The sequence below is a fragment of the Alistipes sp. genome, from assembly GCF_048465575.1.
In the GTDB taxonomy this organism is placed as follows: domain Bacteria; phylum Bacteroidota; class Bacteroidia; order Bacteroidales; family Rikenellaceae; genus Alistipes.
Genome location: NZ_DBFWLG010000029.1, coordinates 17,221 through 43,388, shown reverse-complemented (window position 1 = coordinate 43,388; position 26,168 = coordinate 17,221). Strand labels below are relative to the sequence as shown.

Below are 26,168 nucleotides of genomic sequence, written 5' to 3'. Positions count from 1 at the left end.
TTGGTTGTAGATTGGAATATGCTTACTTTTTCTTCAGCCGGAACTCCACGGGCTGTCCGTGGCGGCAGGTTACATGCAGGAGGGTGCCCGTGTCGGTGGAAACGGTCTCCACGCCGGGATATTGCGATGCAAGCTCCCAGCTGCCGGTCAGCAGCACCTCTTTTCGGATCGGCTGGCTCTCCTGGGCCGTGGTGTAGGTCTTTTCCGTCAGGCCCAGGTCGGGCGTGCAGACGCTCATTACCAGCTCTCCGTCCGCGACAGTGCGCTCCATGAGGATCGTCTCGCCCGTGGCGCTTTTCACCAGCCCCTCGCCCGCAAAGTCCGTGAAAAGCACGTAGCCGGTGATGCCCGTCTCCAGGTCGCGGACCACATGGGCGTCGTTGTCGCGCCGGAGGACCTCGTAGGTCTCTTTCTTGGCGATGCGGCCGATCTCCTTGTTCGTGGGCTGGATGTAGACCGCATACTCGTAGGCTGCCTCCCGGGGCGCCCGGCCGTGGTCGATGTATGCCGTGGCGAAATCGCCCGACTGCGGCTGGTGCGTCTTGTCGTTGGGCGAGGTCTGCCGCTGCCGGAGGATGTTGACCGGGCCGGAGTTCTTCACCACGTAGAAATTGCCCTTGGTGTCGGAGAGCATCAGCCGCTCGGCGCCGCTCTTCGAGAGGCTGAACGGAAACGCGTCGACCACCTCGCCGTCGATCTCCATCGGTTCGCCCTTGTCCTTGAGCTGAAGCTGGAAAAGGGTGGTCTCGGTGGGGTAGGAGGCGTTGTCGTTGCGGATGCCGCTGCCGATGCAGACCAGGCGGTTGTCGAAACAGAAGATCGACTTGCGGGCCGTGGCGCCCTCGGTGAAGCGGGGATAGTCGCGCTCGACGAACCAGAGTGCCAGGGCGCCGTTGCGGCCCTCGAGCGACGAAGCGCCGGAGAAGCGGATCGGGTTGCGCTCCATGAGCGTGCCGGGGCGCGGGCTCTCGAGCTCCTCGAACGGCAGGTGGATGGTCGTGGCGCCGGGCGGGCGGTTCCAGTCCCAGCCCTCCTGCACGAATCCGCTCTCGGCGGCCGTGACGGGGTTGCCCGAGCCGATGATCGGGGCGGTGCCGTAGCTCTGGTAGCGGCCGTAGCGGTTGTCCTTGGCGTAGATCTCCGAGCCCCAGACGTCGCTGTTGTAGGCCTTGAGCGTCACCATCCAGTCGCCGCGGCGGTGGATGCCCGTGGCGCCGTAGTTCAGCACGAAGAAGCCCGAGGGCGTGGGGCCGGCCTGGATGCCCTCCTTTTTGAAGCGAGAGGCGAGCTCCTTGTCGGTGCCTTTCAGGCGCAGGAAAGCGCCCGCCAGCTCGGGATCGGAAGCCTTGCCGCTGCCCGTCAGGTCGCCCAGCGCCGCGAGGTAACCGAATGCGTTGACGTCGGCGTCGGGGATGCGGCCGTTCTTGTTGAGCGGGTGGCGGCCGGCGATGCCCAGCCCCCAGTCGCGCAGGTCGGTGTAGTCGGCCATTGTCATGAGAGCCAGCTTGAACGTGCGCCGTGCGGCTTCGGAAAGGGTGAAATCGGTGCCCTCGGTGGCCTTGCAGTAGTAGCCGATGGTGGCGAACGCGCCGGTGGAGTAAGCGGGGTAGAAGCCGCCGTGGTGGAACGTCGTGCCGTCGGGTTTGATGCCGCCGATGGTGCCGGGCGTGAAATCGAGACTGCCCGAGAGCCAGACGCCGAGGGCTTTCATGGCGCGGTACTGCTCGGCCTCGGTGGGGAGCATCAGGGCGCTGATGAGCTTGGGCGTGAGGAGCGTGTGCCAGGCGTCTAACAGCTCGTCTCGGCCGTAGACGTAGGGTTTGCGGGTCTCGGCCAGGCCGCTCCAGTAGGCCAGCACCCGGACGTATTCGCCGGTCTTGCCGCGGGCGGCGATCTTGTCGCGCATGAGCCACATGGCGTCGTAAATCTTGCGGACGTTGTAGCCGTAGTGGTGGTTGGTGCCGTTGCCGTGGCCGAAAGCGAAGCCCTGGTCGATGGCGTGGTCCATGACCAGGAAGAACTGGTCGTCGTATTTGTCGTCGCGGTTGACGTAGCTGTTCAGCGCAAAGGCGTAGAGCATGTTCTCGATGTCGTCGAGCCGCAGTTCGCCCTTGGGGCGGTTGCACTCGTCGTTCGAGAGGAGCGGGGCGCCAGCGAGGCTGCCGTCGGCACGGCGCTCGATGGCCGCCTTCGCGAGGTTGGCCTGGGCGCGCGGAATGATGGTGCCGTTGATATAAGGTACGCTCGACATGGTGGCCGTGACGATGGCGTCGATGCGCGACTTGACGCGGTCCAGCATCTTTTTCTCATCGGCCGTCGGCTCCCGCAGCGGCTCGGCGTACTGGTACTGCTCCCACTCCCAGAGCCTCGCCCAGTGCCAGAGCGTGCGCCGCAGGTTGCGGTTGTTGTCGGGAATCTGCCGGTCGGGGGTGATCTGGTCGTTGAGCTTGAACTCGGCGAACGTCAGGCGGTCGAGGAAGATTTCGCCGTTGGGCACACCCTCGGGCGTGGTGACGGTCATGCGGGAGAGCTGCTGGGAGGAGTGGTCGCCCCACATGTCGTTCCATTTGATCCAGCAGGCGCGCCAGCCCGTGAAATCCATGTGGAAATCGAAATGGTAGGGTTTCTCGCCCGTCGGGGTCTCGAACGTGAAGCGCAGGTCGGCGTCGGCGGCCGCGGGGTTGTAGATCCAGAGCATGATGCCCGCGCCCTTGGTCCGGGCCGAGCGCATCAGCGAAGCATAGTCGGCGTAATGGAGCGCCGAGGGGGCCGTCCAACTCCAGCGCAGCGACTGCCGGCCGTCCTTGTAGCGGTCGCCGCTCAACTCGATCCGGCTGTTTTCGTCGCACGTGAATCCTTTGGGAATCTCGGTTTCGAACGTGATCCTGGCGTCGATCGCTGCCGAAACCTCCGTGCTCCGAAAGGCCGCAGTGAGCCCTAAAAGCGCTGCTGCACCATATATAAGTCCCTTTTTCATAGAGTATATATTTAGTCAAATGTAGGCAAAGAATTCGGAAAGCCCAAATTTAACGGGAAAATAATAATAAAAATTTTATCCACATAAGAAATAATTATTAAAAAGCGTTCTAACTCCGAAAAAAAGTTTAACTTTGTACGAAAAGCCTGTTCGATTTAAAATTAAATTTAAAGACTTTCTTATGAGATTCGCAATGAAGAGCCTGATCGCCGCGCTGCTGGTCGCGGGAGTTACGGCCTGCACCGAGGGCCCGAAGCGTGCAGCCATCATCGACGAGAACGTGGCCGTGGCCGTGCAGCAGATCGGTGCGCTGGCCGACCGAAGCGAGGCGGGCGGCACGATCCGCATCCCCTCGACCTACAAGAACGGCGAGGTGGAATACGTGCCCGTGGACGACTGGGTGAGCGGCTTTTTCGCCGGTACGCTCTGGTACATGTACGAGCTGACGGGCGATGAGGCGTGGGCCGAGCGTGCGCAGTGCCACACCGAGGTACTCGACTCGGTGCAGTGGCTCCAGTGGCATCACGACGTGGGTTTCATGATCTACGACAGCTATGGCAACGGTCTCAGACTGAAGAATATCCCCGGATACAAGGAGGTGATCGTCCAGACCGCCCGATCGCTCTCGACGCGCTTCCGCGAGGTGCCGGGCGTCATCCAGTCGTGGGACGCCGACCGCGGCTGGCAGGGCGAAAGGGGCTGGCAGTGTCCGGTGATCATCGACAACATGATGAACCTCGAACTCATGTTCAAGGCCTCGGAGTTCTCGGGCGACAGTACCTATTATAATATGGCCGTGCGCCACGCCGACCGCACGATGCAGGAGCATTTCCGCGACGATTACAGCTGCTACCACGTGGTCGACTACGACCTCGCGGACGGCCATGTCCGCGGCCGCTGCACGGCCCAGGGCTATGCCGACGACTCGGCCTGGGCGCGCGGGCAGGCGTGGGCTGTCTACGGTTTTGCGACCTGCTACCGCTTCACGGGCGACCGCCGCTACCTCGACCACGCCGAAAAGGTGGCCGGTTTCGTGCTGAACGATGAGAACATGCCCGCCGACCTGGTGCCCTACTGGGACTACGACGCCCCGAACATCCCCCAGGAGCCGCGCGACGCTTCGACGGCGGCCGTGCTCGCCTCGGCGTTCTATGAAATGTACACCTACACGGGCAACGAAATGTACAAGCAAACGGCTGACCGGATGATCGAGTCGCTCTCGTCGCCCGCCTACCGCGCTGCGGTCGGAGAGAACGGCGGGTTCCTCCTGATGCACTCGGTGGGCAGCATTCCCCACGGGAGCAACATCGACGTGCCGTTGAACTACGCCGACTACTATTTCCTCGAGGCGCTGATCCGCAAGGGGAAAGTGGAGGCCGGCCAACCCTTGTTCTAACACGCTAAACCGGGTACCGATTTGAAATTGCGCAACCTCATCCTGATCGCCGCCGCCGTGTTGGCCTGCCCGGTGCAGGCGCAGCCGGCCGCAGACGTGGCCGACGAGCGGATTCTCTCGTTCGAAAGTTCCGCGGCGCCCCTCGAGGCGTCGGCCGGCTCGCGCGTGGAGCTCTCCGGGCTCCACTACAAGCACGGGACCCGCTCGGCGCGCTGGCAGTGGTCGCGCGACGGGGCCCGGCTGCGCATCGCCGCCCCGGTCGACTACCTGTCGAAAAATCCCAACCCCAAGGAGACCTCCGTCTCGACGTTCGTCTTCTGGGTCTATGCGCCCCGGGCGCTGGAGGGAAAGTTGCGTTTCGAGTTCCGCAAGGCGGGGCGCACCTGCGCGTGGTTCGACTACGGCCTGGGCTTCACAGGCTGGCGCGGGGCGTGGGTGGCGTTCGACCGCGACATGCAGGGCCGCCCCGAGGAGGGGATGGACGAGCTGGTCGTGACGGTCGAGGGGGCGGCGGAGGGAGAATTGTTCCTCGACCACTGGATTCTGGCGTCGTTCCAGGACGTGAGGCACCACACGGCCGATTTCCAAGCCCCGCTGATCAATGCCGGGACAACCAACCACTGGCTCGTGCTGCTCGACTCGTGGCGGCATCCGCTGCCCGAGGCCGCCGCCGAGGTCTCTGCGGAGGAGTTGCACGACATGGCCACGGTCGAGAAGCGGCTCGTGGAACTATTGCTGGAGGACAAGCGCCCCGCAGCGCTCGGCGGGCTGCGCGAACGCTTCGCGGCTTACGGCATCGAGGAGAATCCCGACGGCACGGTGCGCGGCAAACCGATCTGGTTCGTGCGCTACTCCGAGACCTACATCAATTTGGGCCACCCCGACGTCCACAAGCTCTTTGCGGCCAACGGGCAAACCGTGAGGGCTTATAACGACCTCATGTACCAGATCGCAGTTGCCCACAGCCTGAACGAAAACCCGGCCGAGCGCGACGAACTGGCCGGCATGTACGTCCGCATGACGCGGCACCTGCTGGACCAGGGCTTCGCCGCCGGCAGCGCGCTGGGCACGCTTCACCACCTGGGGTACAGCATGCGCAATTTCTACACCGCTCCCGTGCTCATGCGCAAGGTGCTCGAAAGGGCGGGGCTGCGCCACAGCGTGCAGCAGGCGATGGAGTGGTTCTCGGGCGTGGGGGAGGTCAAGCTGCCGCCCCGGGAGTTGGGCATGGACATCGACGCTTTCAACACCTCGCTCGTCGGCCGGCTGGCCAGCATCGTCATGCTGCCCGACACGCCCGAAAAGGCGGTCTGGATGGAGTGCTTCTCCCGCTGGGTGGACAACGGCTACAAAGTGACCGAGGGGCTGTCGCCGTGCTTCAAGAGCGACGGCACGGTCTTTCACCACCGCCACCACTACCCGGCCTACGCCGTGGACGGCTTCAGCGGCGGAGCGGTCAACGCCGTGTGGCTCTTGAGCCGCACGGGCTTCCGCGTCAGCCCCGAAAGCCATGCCAACCTCAAGCGCGCCCTGCTCGAAATGCGCTTCTATTGCAACCTGCGCTCGTTCCCGCTGGCCCTTTCGGGCCGCCATCCCGACGGCAAGGGGGCGCTCGTGCCGTGGCACTACGCCCGCCTGGCCGTCTCGGGGACGCCCGACGGCATGCGCGAGGTGGATGAGGAATTGGCGGCGGCCTACCTCCGGCTGGCTGCGGGCGAGGACCGCTACACGCGGGCGTTCCGGGCTGTGGGCATCCGCCCCGAGCCCTCGCCCGAGGGGACGCGCGTCTACGGTTACAACGCCTCGGTGGCGCACCGCGGCGGCGACTGGCTTGTAACGGCGGCCGGACACAGCCGCTACCTCTGGGCGGCCGAGACCTACCAGGGGGCCAACCACTACGGCCGCTACCTCACGCACGGCAGCCTGCAACTGCTCGCGGACGGCGATCCCGTGTCGGCTTTCGGCAGCGGATTCCGCCAGGAGGGGTGGGACTGGCGCCACATTCCCGGCACCACGGCGCTCACGATTCCGATGGAGCGGATGCGGGCCGACATCCTGAACGTCGACACTTGCTCGGGCTATGAGGAGATGCTCCTCTCGGACGAGGCGTTCGCCGGGGGCGCGAGTCATCGGGGCCGTTTCGGGGCGTTCGGGATGAAACTGCACGAACACGACAAATACAACGGGTCGCTCAGGGCCCGCAAATCCTATTTCTTCTTCGGCAACCGCGTGGTGGCGCTCGGTTCGAATATCGAGAACGCCGCCCCGGGTGAGGTGCATACCACCCTGTTCCAGAACTACCTCGCCGACCGGGCCGCGCCCGTCGCCGTGAACGGCGAGCCGGTGACGGCATTTCCCTACCGGAGGACGTTGACCGATGGCGGCGTGCTGCGCGACAATTTCGGCCATGCCTGGTTCGTTCCTCATGGAAAGGTGGAGCTGCGGCGCGAGCGGCAGCACTCGCTCGATGAGGAGACCGACGCCCCGACCGAGAACGACTTTGCCACGGCGTGGATCGACCACGGCACGACGATCCGCGGTGGATGGTACGAATACCTGCTGGTCGTTCATCCCTCCGACGAGGAGGTGGCCGAATACGCGGCCCGGCAGCCCTACGAAACGTATGCCGCCACGCGCGAGGTGCATGCCGTGCGGGACCTTGCGAGCGGGGTCTATGCCGCGGTGGTGTTCGAGGCGACGGACGACGTGCCCGGAGCCGATGCCGTGGTGGCCGTCGAGCGGCCCTGCATCCTGCTTGCGAGCCGCGATGACGGCGGGTTGCTGACGCTGAGCGTCGCGGACCCCGACCTCAGGCTCTACGAGGGCCCGAGCGACGAGCGGTACGACGCCGACGGCAAACGCATCGAGCGGAGCATCTACTCCCGCACGTGGATCGACAACCCCTCGGCCGAGTCGCCCGTGCGTGTGACGCTCTTCGGGCGTTGGGAGCTCGCCGAGCCGTCCGACTTTTGCCGGGTCGTGCACGTCGGACCCATCCCCGGCGACGAGGGGGCGACGGGCACGGTGCTGGAATTCGCGTGCCGCGAGGGCGCGACGCGCGAGGCGAAACTCAGAGAGACAAGATAGCAAATGGTGAAATTCAGAAATATCGTTCCCTTTTCCGGGCTGATACTCGTGGCTTGCTCCCCCGGGGCGACCGCAGAGCGGCCCAATGTGATCTACGTCTTTCCGGACCAACTGCGCAACTCCTCGCTGGGGTTCTGGAGCGATCCGGAGTATGCGTCGCAGGTGGGGTGGCGCGGCGACCCGGTCCTGACGCCCAACCTCGACCGCTTCGCGTCGGAGTCGGTGGTGTTGAGCGAAGCGGTGAGCAACTGCCCCGTGAGCAGTCCCCACCGCGGGATGCTCCTCACGGGCATGTGGCCCGAGCGCAGCGGCGTGGTGCTCAACTGCATGTCGGAGCGGCCCGAGAGTTCGCTGCGCGAGGATGCCGAGTGCATCGGCGACGTCTTCGCGGCGGCCGGGTACGACTGCGCCTACATCGGCAAGCTGCACGTCGACCATCCCACGCCGAACAACCCCCAGCGCCCGGGCACCTACGTGAGCGACGACCTACCCGAGTGGGATGCCTACACCCCGCCCGAACGACGCCACGGATTCAACTACTGGTACTCCTACGGCACCTACGATGTCCACAAGCACCCCCACTACTGGGACACCGCCGGCAACCGGCACGACGTGGACGAGTGGTCGGTGCAGCACGAGATCGGCAAGGCGATCGACTACATCCGTAATGCGGATGGGGTGCGCGACGCGGACAAACCGTTCTTCATGATGATCGGGCTCAACCCGCCCCATTCGCCCTACGCCTCGACCGACGACTGCGACCTGGAGGGGTACGCCCACTACAAGGATAAGTCGGCCTCGGAGCTGCTGGTGCGCGCCAACGCCGACACGACGATGGCCAAGACGGCCGCCGCGCCGTTCTATTTCGCCAACGTGTCGGGCATCGACCGCGAGTTCGGGCGGCTGCTCGACGCGCTCGACCGGGCGGGCCTCGCGCGAAACACCATCGTGGTGTTCGCTTCGGACCACGGCGAGACCCTGTGCAGCCACGGCATCGTCGATCCCAAGAACTCCGTCTGGCGCGAGTCGATGAACATCCCCTTTATCGTGCGCTATCCGGGTCGGATCCCGCACCGCGTGGACGACCTGCTGCTCTCCTCGCCCGACATCATGCCCACGCTGCTGGGCCTGGCGGGCCTCGCGGAGCGCATCCCCCGAAGCGTCGAGGGGCGCGACCTGTCGTCGGTGCTGATGCAAAGTCCCGTGCAGGCCGAACGGCCGCAGGCCGCGCTCTACATGCGCAACCTCGACGGCGAGCGCGACGCCGAGGGGCTGGTGCGCGGCTTCTTCGCCGAAGCGCGGGGCGTGAAGACCCTGGAACATACGCTCGAACTGGCCGTGGACCGCGCGGGCCGGCTGACGCGCGTGCGGCTGTTCGACGACCGGACAGACCCCTACCAGATGAACAACCTCGACCCCGCGCGGCACTCCGAGCTCTTCGCCCGGCTGTCGGGCGAACTGGCCCGGCTGCTGCGGGAGTCGAACGACGCATGGTACCGCGAGCGGACCCTGTCGGATATAGTACCTTACGATAATTAATACTTTGAATCGAATATGAACAAAATCTTGCTGTGGATTGCAGCGGCGGCGGCCGTCGTCCTGCAATCGTGCGAAAAAACCGACGGCATCCGCGATGAGATCGAGTCGCTGAGGGACCGCATCGCAGCGCTGGAGGCCCGGGTCGGCGATGTGAACCGCGACATCGTGGCGCTGCACCGCCTGATGGACGAGTCGACGGTGATCGTCGGGGTGAAGACCACTGCGACGGGGTACGAAATCCAGTTGAGCGACGGAACGTCGCTGCCCGTCATCCAAGGCGAGAAGATCGAAGCGCTGGTGCCCCTGATGGGGATCGACGCCGAGGGCTTCTGGACCGTCAGCCTCGACAACGGCCAGACCACCGAGCGGCTCGTCGTGGGCGGCGAATTCGTCTCTGCCTGGCCCCGCAGGGACGGTGCTCCCGAGGAGAACGCCGAGGGCGTTACGCCCCGCCTTCGGGTCGATGCCGACGGGAACTGGCTCGTGGCGACCGACGGGGCGAACTACGTGCCGCTCTTGCAGAACGGCGAAAAGGTCAATGCCCTGGGCGACAAGGTGAACGTCCAATACAGCGGGTTCTTCAAGTCGGTGGAGTACGACGCCGAAAAGGGAACGCTCCGGATCGAACTGCTCACGGGCGGAACGCTTGCGCTGGCCGTGCAGGACGATTTCGGAATCACCGTCACGGCGGCTGCGAACGAACCGTTCCGCCTGGGCGAAACCCGGCAGTTCGAGGTCGTGCAGAAGAACGTAGCCGAAGCCCTTATTACGGCTCCCGCGGGCTGGTCGGCCCGGCTCGAGGAGACGACCCTCACGGTGACCGCGCCCCGCTCGTTCGACGCCGCCACGGCCGCTGCGACGCTGTCGCTGGCCGCCGTGTCGCCCCAAAACTACCGCAAGGTGACCGTCGTGAACCTAACGCTGCTCAACGAGCAACTGGATGCCAACGCCGCCCTGGCGTGGCGAAATTTTAAGGCCGGAACTGCGGAGAACGTACTGCTCGATTTCTCGTATGCCGGTTACAAACACGGAGAGGTCGCCCCTGCGGACGTTTCGACCTTGGGTTACAAGGTCTACAACGTCCTCGATTACGGCGCCGATCCCACGGGTGCGACCTCCTCGCGGGCCGCTTTCGTGCGGCTGCTCGAAGAGCTGAAGCTCACCGGACGCAACGCCTCGGGCGGCAACCAGGCCAATGCCGACGCCCGGGCCGTGATCTATTTCCCGGAGGGCGATTTCGTCCTGCACGACGCCGCGGACAACACCCCGGCCGGGGACGGCACCTACACCAGTTCGGACCTCGTCGTGCTGGGCGGCAATTTCGTCATCAAGGGCGCCGGACGCGACAAGACGCGCCTGCGGATGGACGCGCCGAACTGGCCGGCGAACCCGGCCAATCTGTGGTCGTCGCCCGTGATGCTCAACATCAAGCACAACAGTTCGCGCATCGACACGCCCTTGAAAAAGTACGAGGCCCTGGCCACCGTGACGGAGGACGCCGCCAAGGGCGCTTTCACGGTGACGGTAGGCTCTCCGTCGGGGCTGCGGGCCGGGCAGTGGGTGATGCTCTACCTGCAAAGCACCGATCCGCAGCTGGTGGCCGCGGAGCTGGCTCCGCACGAGCGCGGCTCGCTGATGACCGACATCCAGACCGTCTGCGTCTACGACTACCACCGGATCGCCTCGGTCGCGGGCAACCGCGTGACGTTCCGCGAACCGCTCATGCACGCGGTGGAGGCCCGCTACGGCTGGCAGATACGCGAATACCCCCACTATGAAAACGTCGGGATCGAGGACCTCACGTTCGTCGGGCACGCCAAGGAGCAGTTCAGGCACCACGAAACGTGGCAGGACGACGGCGCCTACAAGCCCGTGCAGATGATGCGTCTCACGGATTCGTGGATGCGCCGCGTGGCGTTCACCGACGTGAGCGAAGCCCTCTCGATCGTCCACAGCGCCAACTGCTCGGCCTACGACATCGAGATCGGCGGCAACCGCGGCCACTCGGCCGTCCGGGCCCAGGCCTCCTCGCGCGTCTTCATCGGCAAGGTCCGCGACCGCAGCGACGGCCACACGCTCGTAAACGCGGGCGGAAACCAGCTCGGAACCTATGCCGAGGGCGTCGGTCAGTACCACGCCTCGGGCGTTTCCGAGACGTCGATGGGCACCGTGCTGTGGAACAACACCTGGGGCAGCGACGCCCTGTTCGAGGCGCACTCGCGCCAGCCGCGCGCCACGCTGGTGGATCGCTGTACGGGCGGTTTCGTGCAGTGGCGCTTCGGCGGCGACCAGGCCTCGGTGCCCAACCACCTCGCGGACCTGACGCTGTGGAATCTGAACGCCACCACGGCTGTGCATGAATTCGGCTCCGGGGTGTTCAAGTGGTGGAAGCCCAACGGCGAGGATACCTACTGGAAGACGCTGCCGCCCGTGATCGTGGGATTCCACGGCGCTGCGGTGAATTTCGCCCTGCGCGACGAACAGGGGGTGGAGCAGGTCAAATACCTCGAAAGCAACGGAACGCCCGTCGAGCCGCTCTCGCTCTACGAGGCGCAGCTGCGCGAACGGTTAGGGTACGTTCCGGCCTGGCTCGAAGCATTGAAATGAATCATGCAATCCATCCTATCATGTATGATTACCCGTTACCGTATCCTCTTTTCGCCGCCTGCGGCGTCGTTTACTATTCTGACCCCACCCTAAACCCCTCCCTCAGGGAGGGGCTTGGCGCCGCAAGCGGCAAATGGCACTTTGCAAGGATTAGCATATAATACAACTGAATAAATTATGAAAAAGTTTCTGATGATGTTCTTCGTCGCGCTGGCTGTCGGTTTTCAGTCGTGCGACAACAACGACGACCTGTGGGATGCCATCGACGATCTGAAAGGTCGCGTGCAGGCGCTCGAAACCCAGGTCAATGCCCTGAATGGCAATGTCGAGGCGTTGCAGCAGCTCTACTCGGGCGCCACGATCAGCCGGGTCGAGGAGCTGGCTGACAAGTTCGTGCTGACGCTGACCAACGGGGAGCGGATCGAACTGGCGAAAGGCAGCCGGGCCGAGGCGGTCATTCCGGTGATCGGTATCGACGACGACGGCCAGTGGCGCTACTCGGTCGAGGAGGGTGTCTGGATTCCGCTGGGCGTCAAGGCCGAGGCCGAGGACGGCAAGACGCCCCAGTTCCGCATCGACGAGGCGACGGGCTACTGGCAGGTGCGTTACGCCGATACGGAGGAGTATGTCAACGTCGTCGACACCGCCGGCCAGCCGGTCAAGGCCATCGGCAACGGTACGGTGACGGACAAATTCTTCGAGGAGGTCCGGATGGAGGGCGACGAGTTCTATGTCAAGCTCCTGGACGGGACCGAACTGCGCGTACCGGTGGTCAAGGATTTCTACATCCGTATCGTGACCGCGACCGAGGGCGTGCAGCAGTTCGACGCCGGGGCCACCAAGCGCTTCGTGGTCGAGAGCAAAGGGGTGGTGAACACCGTGGTGACGGCTCCCGAGGGGTGGACGGCCTTTCTGACCGATGCGGGCGACGAACTGGTCGTGACGGCTCCCGAGGCCGCAACACCCGTCTCTCGCGCTTCGGCCGACACGTCGAAAGACGTGGCCGTGCAGGCCACCTCGGCCGGCGGGTTCTCCGCCATCGCCAAGATCGAGGTCGCTTCGAGCGGCGTGGCACCCGTGGCTCCGACGCTCACGGTGGCCAACTCCGCGACCGTCGAGCCTACCGCTTCGACGCTGACGTTCGACGTGACGACCGACGGCGACAGCTGGAAATACCTGATCCAGAAAAAGGCCGAGGCGACCTCGCCCGATGCCGAGACGATCGCTGCGACCGGAACCGCCGGCACGGGCTCCTCGGTGACGGTCGAGAACCTGGAGCCCAACACGTCCTACACGTTCTATGCGGTGGCTATCAAGCAGAACGAGCCGGTGCTGTACAGCGAGGTGCGGAGCGCCGAGAATACCACGGCCCAGATTGTCCAAAACGTGACGGATTACTACCAAATGTACCTCGACGGTGAAACGATCACTGTCGGCGACCTTGCCGTAAACAAAACGGCTTATCCCGAAGCACAGCTTGTCAAACCGGCCGAGCTGACGAGTGCGCTGTTGCAGAAAGGCGGATTGATCTTTATTGACAATTCGGACGAGACGGCCCTGACGCAGACGATCGCCGGCACGTCGCTCCGGGTGGGACAGACTGCCGCGGGAGACGGCACCGTGCTGATCGGCCGCATCCGGGAGAACGCCCAGGCCGAGTTCTCGATGCCGGAGTTGCGCTGCGAGAAGAGTGTGGCGGTGATGAACCTGCATCTGAAAGTCAACAGCGGGGTCAACTACAACTTTACCACCTCCAATGCGGTGGTGAATCCCGAACTGCTGCTCGTCGACTGCACCGTCGAGACTGGCCGCTATATGATCTACGATGTCAATCCCGATCACGGATTTGCCAAGGTTCTGGTAGATAATTCGATCATCAAATACCCCAATCTCACCAACCAGCCCGCTCTGTTCTCGCTTCCGACCACGGTGAAAGCGACTTATCCGAACCGGAGCATCCGGGTAACCAACAGCGTGCTTTACGCCGACGTCCGGTTGCAGGCGCATATCGTCCAGTGCGGAAACAATACAAATTTCAAGACGACGGACCTGCTGATCGAGATCAAGGGCAATACATTCTACAACCTCTTCCAGCCCAACGTGCTGACGCGGGCCGGACTGGTCAAGGGAATCGTGAAAGAGAACAACGTAGGCTATGTCGATTACACGGGCTTGGCCGCTACCAATCCGACCTACCTGATGTGCGTTTACGGTGCCGAAGCCGATACAGGCGTTTCGTCCGTGGCAGGCAACTACCTCTATGCACTCGGCATGGCCGGAACGGGAGCCAATGAGGGCAAGCTGGTCCCCTGGTCGCTGATCCACGGAAACAACAAGGTGACGGTGAACGGCCGCGATGAGGCGACGATCTGCAACGGAAATGAAAATCCGTCCGGTTACCCGTTCCTCTCCGCCGATACCGCCAAAGGCTATTTCCCGGTCGACACGGGAGTCGTGACCAACGGCGCGGGCGCTTCGTACGACACCAAGCTGTGGCTCGAAGCGAATTGATCCGCTCTTTCGGATGATGCAAAAAAGCCGGCTCGAAATTCGAGCCGGCTTTTTCGTGGCGCCGAAAACGGTACGCAAAAAAGGCTGTCTCCAGAGCGGGGACAGCCTTTCGCAGTCAGCCGGTACGCGCGCGCTATGCGATCCAGCTTGTCAGCACTTTCATTCCCTCCTCGGGGGCGATCGCAACCGAGCCGACCGAAGCCGGAATGAGCACGGTCTCACCCCGATGGAGTGGCATTTCATTCCCACGGTCGTCGCGGAGCGTGCCGCAACCCTCCGTGCAAATCGCCACGACGAACGAGTCCAGATCGGACAGATCGAGCGTGTAGGGCGCCGTCAGATCGAGCAGCGAGGTGGTGAAATAGGGGCAGGCGACCAGCTCGACGCGCTCGTTCGGCGCCTTGCGGTAGGGCGTGCGGTAGTCGGGCAGCACGGTGTAGTCGATGGCGCCCTTGGCCAGTTCGGTGTGCAGTTCGCGGGTCTTGCCTTGGGCGTCGCGGCGGTTGAAATCGTAGATGCGGTAGGTGATGTCGGAGGTCTGCTGGATCTCGGCGATGAAAGCCCCCGCACCGATCGAATGCACGCGGCCCGCGGGCAGGAAGAAGAGGTCGCCGCGGTGGATTTCGTATTCGGCCAACAGGTCGGTGATCGTGTTGTCCGCGACGCTGGCCTCGTACTCCTCGGGCGTTACGGCCTGGGCGAAGCCGGCGCGGAGTTTGGCGCCCGGATCGGCGTCGACGACGTACCACATTTCGGTCTTGCCTTTCGACCGGTGGCGCTCCCAGGCCAGGCGGTCGTCGGGATGCACCTGAATCGAGAGGTCCTGCCGCGCGTCGATGAACTTGATCAGGAGCGGAAACTCCCCTCCGAAGCGCTCGGCGTTGGCCTGGCCCACGAGGGCGGCGCCGTCGCGGGCGATCAGCTGGGGCAGGGTCATACCGGCGTCGGGCCCTGCGGCCACCACCGATTCATTGCCTTTCACGCCGGACAACTCCCAGCTTTCGCCGACGGCCGTCTGCGCCGATTCGATTCCCTTGTAGGGGATGATTTTCTCGCCGCCCCAGAGCGTCGATTTGAGAATGGGTTCGAATTTGTACATATTGTTACTCGTTTTGTGCATCCAACTGACTCAGGGCGAATGCGTAGGCCCCCACGGAGATGGCCTGGCTCGCGCCCAGTTTCGAGATCATGACGCCGATACGTTTCTGCGGGTCGTAGGCCACGTAGCGGTCGGTGCCGTAGACGGCCAGCGGGCGCATGTTGCCGCGCGCGAACTCCGTGAATTGCGCCTCGTCGTCCAGGTCGTAAACCTGCATCTGCACGCGGTTCAATTCGTCGCCCCCCAAGGTGCGCATCTTCGAGCGCAGCTCGGCGAGGAGACTGGGCATGATCCACTTGCGGGCCGCGGTGATGCCGCCGCCGATGACGATCAGTCCGTCGATGAGCGTCACGGCCGTGGCCATGGCGTCGCCGGCGATCTCGCCCAGCTCGGCGAATGCCCGTTTGGCGGCTTCCACATCGCCCGGACGTTTGCCGTCGGCGATCTCGCATATCTCCTTGGGTTCGAACGTGTGGTTCACGTCGCCCGACTGCTCTCCGTAGACGCGCTTGATGGCGCGCACGGCCACGCCCTCCTCGACGATCACACCGGGCTGCTTCTTGTGCCTCAGACAGAACGTCTCGACGCACGAGTTGTCGCCCCGGTTGAGGCGGTTGTCGACCACCACGCCCACACCGAAGCCGGTGCCGAACGTATAGCCGACCAGGTTCTTGTAGCGCTTCGAGCTGCCCGCGGCGGCCAGCCGCGCGTTGACCTCGGGCAGGGCGCCGCCCAGGGCCTCGCCGTAGGCGAACAGGTCGCCGTCGTTGTTGATGAAGACCGGAATGCCGAACGTGTATTCGAGGAACGGACCCAGCGCCACGCCGTCGCGGAACGACGGGAAATTCGGCAGGTAGCCGCCGATAATGCCGTTCGGGTAGTCGGCCGGACCGGGAAAGGCGAAGCTGATGGCCACGGGTTTCTCGGGCAGCCGGTCGATCACGGCCCGAAAGCCGTCGACCATCGTCCGAAGACACTTGTCCAGGTCGGCGGCATTCGAGGGGGTTGTGATGGGTTCGACGATGAACTTATTGGCCTGCATGGCGCCGAATACGAAATTCGTACCGCCCGCGTCGAGTGTGATGACCACACGGTTGTCGTTTCTGTACATAGGTAGCTGTGGGTTGATTCGTGTGACAAAAATAACAAAAAAACCGGAATATCGCCCCGGCCGGCCGCGGAAAGTGCTATCTTTTGCATTGCCGGCGAATTTCCGGCTGCCGGCCGGAAAAATCTGCGCGGTTTTTCCTACCTTTGCCGAACGTATAATCCGACACGGATGAGCGGTAGTATGAACTGCGCTCCGTGGCATTCAAAACCAAAACTGCTTGCTATGACCAAAAAATCGATTTTTCTGCTGTTGCTGCTCTTTGCAGTCCGTATGCTCCCGGCTCAGGAGCTGACCGTCGCATCGTACAATGTCCGCAATGCCAACGACTCGGATCGGGCCGCGGGCAACGGCTGGGAGCAGCGGAGCCCCTGGCTCTGCGGACTGATCCGCTTCGTGGATTTCGATATTTTCGGATCGCAGGAGGTGCTCCACAAGCAACTCGGGGACATGCTCGAACTGCTACCCGGCTACAAATATATCGGCGTGGGGCGCACCGACGGCAGAGAGGACGGCGAGTATGCGCCGATCTTCTACAAGGCCGAGCGCTTCGAACTGCTCGACGAGGGCAATTTCTGGCTCTCGGAGACGCCCGAAAAACCGAGCCGCGGGTGGGACGCCGCTCTGCCGCGTATCTGCACGTGGGGCCATTTCCTCGACCGCCGGAGCGGAAAACGCTTCTGGTTCTTCAACCTGCACATGGACCACATCGGTGTGCAGGCCCGCCACAACGGCGCGGAGCTGGTCATGCGCCAAATCGCCGCCATGTGTTCTCCCGGTGAAGCTGTCATCCTGACGGGCGATTTCAACGTAGACCAGACCGATGAGATTTATGGGATTTTCACCGCCTCGGGCCAGTTGCGCGATAGCTACGAGGTCGCCGCTCAGCGCTACGCCCCCAACGGTACGTTCAACGATTTCAAGACCGAACTGAAGACCGACAGCCGCATCGACCACATTTTCGTCTCGGCTCCGGTGGCGGTGTTCAACTACGGCATTCTGACCGAGACCTACCGTTCGCCCGTGGCCGACAGTGACAAGCGGATCAAGTCGGGCAATTTCCCCGAGCAGGTGGCCCTGCACAGCTACCAGTCCCGCGTGCCCTCCGACCATTTCCCCGTCGTGGCGCGCATTTCGCTGGGAGAATAGGCGTACTTTCCTAAGGATCGCACTATCCTGATCGTTCGAAACGAACGATCAGGATAGTGTTTTTTGTGCTGTCCGATGAAAAAAATGCGAAAAAATTTGGTGACTAAAACGTTTTAGCCTATATTTGCCTTTGTAAAACGATTTAACAACGCTGCAAACTCGAAATGGAACCTAAACGAATCACGATACGCGACATTGCCGAGGCGGCCGGAGTTTCCACCTCGCTGGTCTCTTTCGTGATGAACGGCAAGGGCAAACGCTACCGTGTGAGCGAGGAGATGACCCGGCGCATACTCGCAATGGCCCGCGAACTGAACTACCGGCCCAACAACGCGGCCCGCAGTCTGCGCAGCGGTCGTTCGCATACGATCGGGGTGGTGGTGTCCGATATTTCGAACAGTTTTTTCGCGGAGATCTGCCGCTGCATCGAGGACGATGCTTCGCGCCACGGCTACACGGTCATCTTCGGCAGTTCGGACGAGCGTGCCGACAAGTTCCGCAACCTGGTCGAGGTGTTGTTGAGCAAAGGGGTGGATGGCCTGATCCTGGTGCCCTGTGAGGGGGTGGAGCGTCGTATCGAAGAGATCCATGCCCGGGGAGTGCCGCTGGTGCTGCTCGACCGGACCGTCGGGACAGCCGATGTCGGCCGTGTGCTGCTCGACAACCGCAAGGCTGCCGCGCTGGCCGTCGAACACCTGGCCGGGGCCGGCTGCCGGCGGATCGAACTGGTCTCCTATTCGATGCGACTGTCGAACCTTTGCGAGCGGGAGCAGGGATACGCTGCGGCGATGGAGAAGCTGGGGCTGGGGAATGCTGTGCGAATCCATCGCATCGATTTCCACGACGTCAGACGCCGTTCCGACATGTTGATGCAGCAGTTGTTCCTGCGCCCGGACCGCGGGGTGGAAGCGCTCGTCTTTGCTACGAACAGCCTGGCGGCCTCGGCGCTCAAGGCGCTGGGGCGCTACGGAATTTCGGTGCCCCGCGACGTGGCCGTGGTGGCTTTCGACGGCAACGAGGTCTTCGATCTCTACCGGGTTTCGGTCACCTCGATCCGGCAGCCCATTCGGCGCATCGGCCGCGAGGCCGTGCAGTCGTTGCTGCGCAGTATCGAGCAGGACAGTGCCGCGGTCGGCTCGACGGTCGTGCTCGACCCCGAACTGGTCGCGGGGGAATCCTCGCGCCGCCTGTGACCGCTCCATTTTTTTAGCTGAATGCTAAAACGTTTTAGTTTAAAGGGAAATTAAATATAATAGATGATGAAAAAACTACCCCTGCAAGGTATTATCCCGCCGATGGTGACGCCTCTGACGGATAACGAAACGCTGGACCGCGACGGCACGGTGCGTCTGGTCGAGTACCTGATCGCCGGCGGCGTACACGGCATCTTCATCCTCGGCACCACGGGCGAGGCGCAGAGTCTGGCCTGTCACTTGCGCCATGAGCTGACCGAACTGGTGTGTGCGACCGTAGCCGGACGCATTCCGGTGCTGGTGGGCATTACCGATACCTCGCTCGAAGAGAGCCTGCGGCTTGCCCGCAAGGCCGCCGAATGCGGTGCCGCGGGTGTGGTGGCTGCGCCGCCTTACTACTATGCACCCTCCCAGCCCGAGCTGCTCGACTACTACCGGGCGCTGGCCGACGCCCTGCCCCTGCCGCTCTACCTCTACAACATGCCCGTGCACGTGAAGGTCACGCTCGAACCCCAGACCGTGCGCCGACTGGCCGCGCATCCCAATATCGTGGGGCTGAAAGACAGTTCGTCGGACATGGTCTATTTCCAGACGCTCCTCTACCTCCTGGGCGACCAGCCCGGTTTTGCGCTCTTCCTGGGGCCCGAACAGCTCACGGCCGAGGGGGTCATGCTGGGCGCCGCAGGCGGCGTGAACGGCGGGGCCAACGTCTTTCCGCGTCTCTACGTGGCGCTCTACGAAGCGGCGCTGGCGCATGATCTGGAGCGCGTAAAGAGTTTGCAATACCGGGTGATGGCCGTCTGCACCTCGCTCTACACCGTCGGCCGGTATGCGTCGAGCGCCATCAAGGGCATCAAGTGCGCGCTCTGGCTCAAAGGCATCTGCAACGACTACCTCCCGTACCCCCATCGGCGATTCCTCGCTTCCGAACGCGCGCAAGTACGCGCCGTCGTCGACCGACTCGATCACCTGATCGGGAGTGAACCGTAACCTAATTATTGCTGTGATGAAAACCTCTCCCTGCTTTTCGCCTCTCCGCGGGCCGGGCCGCGCTTTCCGGCAGCTCGTTCCGCTCCCGCAGCCGGAATGCACCGCCGTCGCAGCAAGTCGCAGGCACCCCGATTGCCGCAACGCGAGACGGCTGCAAGCGCTTTTACGAATTTTTGGCGTCGATGTTGCACGCTTACGTTCCGATGCACCACTCTTCGGCCGGTTTGCCTGCGACCGGTACCCCCGGGAACGTGCCTCGAAGTGATGTGCCATACTGCTAAAATCGATCAATTATGGGAAAAATCGTAGTTATAGGAAGCTCCAATACCGACCTGATGGTCCGCACGCCCCGCATTCCGCAGCCGGGCGAGACGCTCATCGGCTCGGGATTCATGGTCAATGCCGGGGGCAAGGGGGCCAATCAGGCCGTAGCCGCGGCCCGCATGGGCGGCCAAGTGACTTTCGTAGCTTCGGTCGGCGACGACCAGTTCGGCCGCGAAGCGCTGGAACATTACCGGGCCGAGGGGATCGACACCCGGTACATTGTCACCCGTGCCGACGTGGCGTCGGGCGTGGCCCTGATCTCGGTGGACGATGGCGCGGAGAACAGCATCGTCGTGGCTCCCGGAGCCAATGCGCTGCTCTCCCCGGCCGACGTGGAGGCCGCCGGGGCGCGGATCGCCGATGCGGATTATGTGCTCGTGCAGCTCGAGATTCCGCTCGAGACGGTCGCCCGGGCCGTGGAACTGGCCTCGCGGCACAATGTGCCGGTGATTCTGAATCCGGCGCCCGCCGCGCCGCTCGCCGACAGCCTGCTTGCGCGGCTGGACCTGATTACCCCCAACCGGTCGGAGACCGAACTGATGACGGGGCTGCGCGTGGGCAGCGTCAACGACGCCCTGGCCGCCGCCGAGTGGTTCCGCGTGCGGGGCGTGCGGCGCGTGGCGATCACGATGGGCAGCTCGGGAGCGCTTGTCGTGGATGAACGGGCTGCGCGGTTCGTGCCGGCCTACACGGTCCGTGCCGTCGACACCACCGCCGCGGGCGACGTGTTCAACGGCGCCCTGGCCGTGGCGCTCTCCGAGGGACGTCCGCTGGACCTGGCCGCGCGCTTCGCGGCGGCCGCCGCGTCGATCTCCGTGACACGTGCCGGAGCCCAGCGCTCCATTCCGCAGCGCGACGAGGTGGACCGGGTCGAGTAGCGGCTTTAAAGCAAAAACCTTAAAACCATCATCCTATGTTTATCGTCAACAATTACACCCTGGCCGTCGTCTTCTGCTTCGTGACGATGCTCTGCTGGGGATCGTGGGGCAACACCCAGAAACTCGCCTCGAAGAGCTGGCGTTACGAGCTGTTCTACTGGGACTACGTGATCGGCATGGTGCTCTTCAGCATCCTGTGCGGCTTCACGCTGGGCAGTTTCGGCACGGAGGGGCGCAGTTTCGTGCCCGACCTCATGCAGGCTTCGTGGCGCAATATCGGCAGCGTGGCGCTGGGCGGCGTCATCTTCAACGCTTCGAATATCCTGCTCTCGGCTTCGGTGTCGCTGGCCGGCCTGGCCGTGGCATTCCCGCTCGGCGTCGGGATCGCATTGGTGCTGGGCGTTGTGGTCAACTACGTCGGCGCACCGAAAGGCGACCCGGAGATCCTCTTTCTGGGCGTGGCGCTGATCGTCGCGGCCATCGTCCTCAACGGCATCGCTTCGGCCAAACAGTCCGGAGGCGTTCGGAACGGCAGCCGCAAGGGCATCGTACTGGCGGCGCTGGCCGGCGTCATCATGGCCTTTTTCTACCGCTTCGTGGCCGCGGCGATGGACCTGGACAATTTCGCCGATCCCACGCCGGGCATGCTGACCCCCTATTCGGCGCTGTTCGTCTTCTCGGTGGGCGTGCTGCTGAGCAATTTCCTCTTCAACACGTGGGTCATGCGGCGCCCGTTCGACGGACCGCCTGTCTCCTACCGGGCCTATTTCGCCGGGAGTGCTTCGACCCACCTGGTCGGTGTGCTGGGCGGCGCGATCTGGGCGCTGGGCACGGCATTCAGCTACATTGCCGCCGGAAAGGCCGGGGCGGCCATCTCTTATGCCCTGGGGCAGGGCGCTCCGATGATCGCCGCCGTCTGGGGCGTCTTCATCTGGCGCGAGTTCCGCGGTGCCCGACGCTCGGTCGCGTGGCTGCTGGGCTGGATGTTCCTGCTGTTCATCTGCGGCCTCGTGCTGATTATCCTCTCGGGCGCCAACTGATCCCGCTTCCCGATCCGCCTGCGGCAGCCCGGATCGCTCCCGCCCGGCCCGGTCACCTTGACTTGCCCCCACCCGTAAATCTCGGGGACCGGGATTACCTTTCACCTTTCACCTTTCACCTTTCACCTAACCTAACCCGACATGCTGAAGAAACTGCTGCCATTTGCCGGCGCTGCGGCGCTGTGCCTGCTCTGCGGCGCGGGATGCGCCGCCCCCGAGGCCGCCCCGGCCCCGCTGAACGTGATTTTCGACACCGACATGGGCAATGACATCGACGATGCCCTGGCCCTGGACATGCTCTACAAGTATGCAGACGAGGGGCGCGTCCGCCTGCTGGGAATCACCTCCTGCAAGGAGGAGCCCCAGAGCGTCAAGTACCTCGACGTGATGAACACCTTTTACGGCTATCCCGACCTCCCCATAGGCCGCATTACCGAGGGCGCTCCGTGCGACCGCATCGACAGCTTCACCCGACAGATCGCAGCCGACACGTCCTATGCCCGTTCGGTTGCGGATTACGCGAAACTGCCCGAGAGCGTCTCGCTCTTGCGCCGCCTGCTTGCCGGCCAGCCCGACGGGGAGACGGTCCTCATCGCCGTCGGATTCTCGACCAACCTCGCGCGGCTGCTCGCCTCGGCCCCCGACTCCTTTTCGCCCCTTGCGGGGCGGGAGCTGGTGCGCCGCAAGGTCCGCCACCTCTACCTCATGGCGGGGGATTTCCGCGAGCCCGCGCCCGACCTTGCCGAATACAACGTCCGGATCGACCGCGACGCGGCGAGGACCGTTTTCGACGAGTGGCCTACGCCGCTGACCGCCAGTCCGTTCGAGGTCGGCACCGAAATTTGCTACCCCGTGGAGTCGATCCTCCGGGATTTCGGCTATGCTCGGAAGCATCCGCTCGCCGAGGCCTACAAGGTCTACAAACCGATGCCTTACGACCGTCCCATGTGGGACCCCTCGGCCGTGCTCTTCGCCGTGGAACCCGAGGCCGGCTGTTTCACCCCGAGCGTTCCGGGTCGCATCCGGGTGGGAGAGGACTCCCAGACGCGCTTCGAGGCCGATCCGGCGGGTACGCACCGCTACCTGAAAGTCGACTCCGTGCAGGCCGTTCGTGCGCGGCGGCGGATCGTCGAGCTGGTGACGCGCCGGCCGAACACCTTTTAGCAAAACCGATCGAAAAACGCTAACCTCAAACTTATGAAACGTTTTGGACTATTTCTCTTCACGCTGGCTTGGGCTTTCTGCGCCCCGGCCGCCCCGGCCGGTCCGGTCCGGGTCTCGGGCGTGGTGACCGACGCCTCGGGCGGGGCGCTGGTCGGTGCGACGGTGGTCGTGCAGGGGGCGGCGCAGGGCGTCACCACCGACAACAGGGGCCGCTTCGAACTGGAGGTGCCCGCGGGCAGCGTGCTCGACATCTCCTATGTAGGCTACGAAAAGCAGTCCGTGCCTGCAAAAACCGCCCTGCGCGTCGTGCTGCAAGAGGAGGCCACCCGGGTAGACGAGGTGGTCGTCGTGGGCTACGGCGTGCAGAAGAAAGTGAACCTCACGGGCGCCGTGTCGCAGATTTCGGGCGACGCCATCGCCGACAAGGCCGCACCCAACGTATTGGCGTCGTTGCAAGGCGAGCTGCCCGGCGTGGTCGTCACGCAGTCGAGCGGCCAGCCCGGCGAAGAGGGCTTCGCGCTCCAGATCCGCGGACACTCCTCGGTGAACACGATCTCGACGCTGGTCCTGATCGACGGCGTCGAGGGCGACCTGGACATGCTCAACCCTGCGGACATCGAGTCGATCTCGGTCCTCAAGGATGCCGCTTCGGCCTCGATCTACGGTTCGAAAGCCGCTGCGGGCGTGATTCTGGTCACGACTCGGCAGGGGGCCGCCGAACGCATCAAGGTCAATTACAGCGGTTCGTACAGCTTCACCCGCCAGGGCCGCAAGCCCGGCCGCATCAACTCGTGGGAGGAGTACGAGATCACCCAGCGATCCAACGGCAAGGCGGTCAACGCCGAGATGGTCGAGTGGCTCAAAAACCCCAATTTCAATGCGATGCTCTCCTCGTCGACGGCCTTGAGCTACCTGGACAATACGGACTGGATCCGCGAGAGCCTCGATACGTGGAGCCACATGCAGCGCCACGCGGTTTCGGTGAGCGGCGGAAGCAGCAAGATCAACTACATGGCTTCGGCGGGCTACTACGAGCGCCGCGGATTCTTCAAGTACGGTCCCGACGATAACAACCGCTTCAATTTCCGGGTCAACCTCTTCTCGCGCATCAACCGCCACGTCGACCTGTCGCTCAAGCTCACGGGCGATCGTGCCGAGACCAACGCCAACGCCCTGAGCGCGGCCAGCGTGCTGGCCAACATCTACCGCTGCCGCACGCGCATGCCGGTCTATTTTCCGCAGGACGAGGACCCTGTGGTCAACCCCAACCTCTATGCCGGGCAGGACGGTTCGAACCCGATCGACCTGATGAAGCACGCCGGCACGACGGACAACGTCAACAACGACGTGACGGGCCAGGTCAACCTGCGCCTGCGCAACCTCGTAAAGGGCCTCAGGATCGACCTGACCGCCTCGCGCAAGTACCGTGCAAGCCTGAACGACCGCAAGACGCGCCGCATCATCTGGTACGGCCGCGGCGACTACGAGTACCGCTACTCGCAGACCACGCCCAACGGCGTGCAGAAGCGGCGCGACAACTCCTTTACGGACAACCTGCGGGCCGTGGCCGACTACGATTTCAAGCTGGGCCGCAGCCACAATTTCCACCTGATGGCCGGCGCCGAGTGGGAAAACTACCGCTTCGACCGCGTCTACGCCACCAAGGACTACATGCCCGACGGCTTCTACTCGCTCAATTTCGGCAACGCCTCCTCGGCTTTCAACTCCGACCAGATCAACACCTCGGCCGTCATGTCGTTCTTCGGCCGCCTGAACTGGAATTTCCGCGAGAAATACCTCATCGAGGTCAACCTGCGCTACGACGGCAGTTCGCGGCTGGCGCCCTCGAACCGCTGGGAGCTGTTCCCCTCGGTCTCGGGCGGCTGGGTCGTGAGCCGCGAAAATTTCTTCCGCGACCGGGTGCCGTTCGTCGATCTGCTGAAAGTCCGCGCCTCGTGGGGCCGGCTCGGCAATGCCAACGCGCTGGGGTACTACGATTACATCAACCTGATCGAAACGGGGAAGACCGTATTCGGCGGCACGACGGCCGCTACGAACTACATCAAGACGCTGGCCTCGCCCGCCAAGAGCTGGGAGATCATCGACGTGAAAAACATCGGTCTGGACGTGGCCCTGCTGCGCAACCGCCTCCAACTGACGGCCGAATACTACTGGAAGCGCAACATCAACATGCTCTCCTCGGCCATGGGCGTGCCGTCGCTCATCGGCGTGGGGCTCCCCTCGGCCAACGTGGGCGAACTGAAGACCTGGGGCTGGGAGATCGACCTTGAATGGAAAGACCGCATCGGCAAGCATTTCAGCTACTGGGCGGGCTTCAACCTCTCGGACAGCCAGAACGAACTGGTCCGCTACGAGGGCAGCAACGTCATCCAGGAGGGGATGGTGCCGCTGCTGGAGGGCTATCCGCTCAATACGATCTGGGGCTACCGCACCGACGGGCTCTACCAACAGACCCCCTCCGCCGAGGAGGCCATCCTGCAACCGGGCGGGGCGCTCACGGCGGCGGGCGACGTGCGCTACCTGAACCGCGACGGCGACCCCTACATCACGGGCGGCGACTTCACGCCCCAGTCCCCGGGCGATCTGGTGCTGCTGGGTACGTCCGACCCGCGCTACACGTTCGGCATCGACCTGGGCTTCGAGTGGCGCGGGCTGCGCCTTTCGGTGCAGCTGCAAGGCGTGGGCAAACGCAATTTCCTGCTCGACGAGGGGACGCTCAACCCCACGCAGGGATCGCTCTACCAGGCTATCGACATCCACCGCGACTACTGGACTCCCGAGAATCCGGACGCTTTCATGCCGCGCCCGGTCTACAAGGGCGGTTCGTACAACTACAAACCCTCCGACCGCTGGATTCAGGACGCCGCCTACCTCAGGCTGAAGAACGTCACGCTGGGCTATACGATTCCGTTCAAGGCCAACAAGATCGTCCGCTCGTGCTACATCTACCTCTCGGGCGACAACCTCTGGGAGACCACCCGCACGTGGGACGCTTTCGATCCCGAAGCCCCGGCCCTGACCTCGGTCAACGGCTGGTACGCCTTTTACCGCGCCGTCACGCTGGGCCTCAACGTCACTTTCTAAT

General features: G+C 63.7%; 15 protein-coding genes. 12 read left to right on the top strand and 3 right to left on the bottom strand.

Features of this window, described 5'->3' with window-relative positions; genetic code table 11:
• Positions 1-22: 22 nt before the first annotated feature.
• Positions 23-2,977, bottom strand: a complete 2,955-nt coding sequence (locus ACMQ11_RS08140; protein ID WP_418992268.1) for a chondroitinase family polysaccharide lyase — start codon at positions 2,975-2,977, stop codon at positions 23-25.
• A gap of 181 nt (positions 2,978-3,158) precedes the next feature.
• On the opposite strand from ACMQ11_RS08140, the gene ACMQ11_RS08135 reads away from it, so the two are divergent.
• From ACMQ11_RS08135 to ACMQ11_RS08115, 5 genes are all read left to right on the top strand, one after another.
• Entirely contained in the window at positions 3,159-4,373 is a 1,215-nt protein-coding gene (locus tag ACMQ11_RS08135) for a glucuronyl hydrolase (RefSeq protein WP_418992267.1), read from the top strand.
• Between the two features lie 21 nt (positions 4,374-4,394).
• Positions 4,395-7,460 (top strand): chondroitinase family polysaccharide lyase, encoded by a 3,066-nt coding sequence (locus tag ACMQ11_RS08130; RefSeq protein ID WP_418992266.1) that lies wholly within the window; start codon positions 4,395-4,397, stop codon positions 7,458-7,460.
• A 3-nt stretch (positions 7,461-7,463) separates the two neighbouring features.
• Entirely contained in the window at positions 7,464-8,999 is a 1,536-nt protein-coding gene (locus ACMQ11_RS08125) for a sulfatase (RefSeq protein WP_418992265.1), read from the top strand.
• A gap of 15 nt (positions 9,000-9,014) precedes the next feature.
• The gene (locus ACMQ11_RS08120) at positions 9,015-11,606 is read left to right on the top strand and encodes a DUF4955 domain-containing protein (protein WP_418992264.1); all 2,592 of its coding nucleotides are present in this window, start codon (positions 9,015-9,017) and stop codon (positions 11,604-11,606) included.
• Positions 11,607-11,783: 177 nt separating this feature from the next.
• Positions 11,784-14,117: a PL29 family lyase N-terminal domain-containing protein gene (locus ACMQ11_RS08115; RefSeq protein ID WP_418992263.1), complete on the top strand. Its 2,334-nt coding sequence runs from the start codon at positions 11,784-11,786 to the stop codon at positions 14,115-14,117.
• 133 nt (positions 14,118-14,250) lie between these two features.
• Here ACMQ11_RS08115 and ACMQ11_RS08110 read toward each other — a convergent pair whose 3' ends face one another.
• Positions 14,251-15,216 carry a type I phosphomannose isomerase catalytic subunit gene (locus ACMQ11_RS08110; protein WP_418992262.1) on the bottom strand — a complete coding sequence of 322 codons (966 nt, stop codon included), beginning with the start codon at positions 15,214-15,216 and terminating at the stop codon, positions 14,251-14,253.
• Positions 15,217-15,220: 4 nt separating this feature from the next.
• Entirely contained in the window at positions 15,221-16,327 is a 1,107-nt protein-coding gene (locus ACMQ11_RS08105; protein WP_418992261.1) for an ROK family protein, read from the bottom strand.
• A 222-nt stretch (positions 16,328-16,549) separates the two neighbouring features.
• On the opposite strand from ACMQ11_RS08105, the gene ACMQ11_RS08100 reads away from it, so the two are divergent.
• The 7 genes from ACMQ11_RS08100 to ACMQ11_RS08070 all read left to right on the top strand — a co-directional run bounded on the left by ACMQ11_RS08100 (position 16,550) and on the right by ACMQ11_RS08070 (position 26,167).
• Positions 16,550-17,473 carry an endonuclease/exonuclease/phosphatase family protein gene (locus ACMQ11_RS08100; RefSeq protein ID WP_418992260.1) on the top strand — a complete coding sequence of 308 codons (924 nt, stop codon included), beginning with the start codon at positions 16,550-16,552 and terminating at the stop codon, positions 17,471-17,473.
• Positions 17,474-17,637: 164 nt separating this feature from the next.
• The gene (locus ACMQ11_RS08095; RefSeq protein ID WP_418992259.1) at positions 17,638-18,666 is read left to right on the top strand and encodes a LacI family DNA-binding transcriptional regulator; all 1,029 of its coding nucleotides are present in this window, start codon (positions 17,638-17,640) and stop codon (positions 18,664-18,666) included.
• Positions 18,667-18,732: 66 nt separating this feature from the next.
• On the top strand, positions 18,733-19,656 hold the full coding sequence (locus tag ACMQ11_RS08090) for a dihydrodipicolinate synthase family protein (RefSeq protein ID WP_418992258.1): 924 nt from the start codon (positions 18,733-18,735) through the stop codon (positions 19,654-19,656).
• A gap of 293 nt (positions 19,657-19,949) precedes the next feature.
• Positions 19,950-20,858, top strand: coding sequence for a ribokinase (gene rbsK, locus ACMQ11_RS08085; RefSeq protein ID WP_418992257.1), 909 nt, complete (start codon positions 19,950-19,952; stop codon positions 20,856-20,858).
• A gap of 35 nt (positions 20,859-20,893) precedes the next feature.
• Positions 20,894-21,898 (top strand): GRP family sugar transporter, encoded by a 1,005-nt coding sequence (locus ACMQ11_RS08080; RefSeq protein WP_418992256.1) that lies wholly within the window; start codon positions 20,894-20,896, stop codon positions 21,896-21,898.
• Between the two features lie 141 nt (positions 21,899-22,039).
• Positions 22,040-23,062 carry a nucleoside hydrolase gene (locus tag ACMQ11_RS08075; RefSeq protein ID WP_418992255.1) on the top strand — a complete coding sequence of 341 codons (1,023 nt, stop codon included), beginning with the start codon at positions 22,040-22,042 and terminating at the stop codon, positions 23,060-23,062.
• Positions 23,063-23,095: 33 nt separating this feature from the next.
• The gene (locus tag ACMQ11_RS08070) at positions 23,096-26,167 is read left to right on the top strand and encodes a SusC/RagA family TonB-linked outer membrane protein (RefSeq protein WP_418992254.1); all 3,072 of its coding nucleotides are present in this window, start codon (positions 23,096-23,098) and stop codon (positions 26,165-26,167) included.
• The last annotated feature ends 1 nt before the right edge of the window (position 26,168 follow it).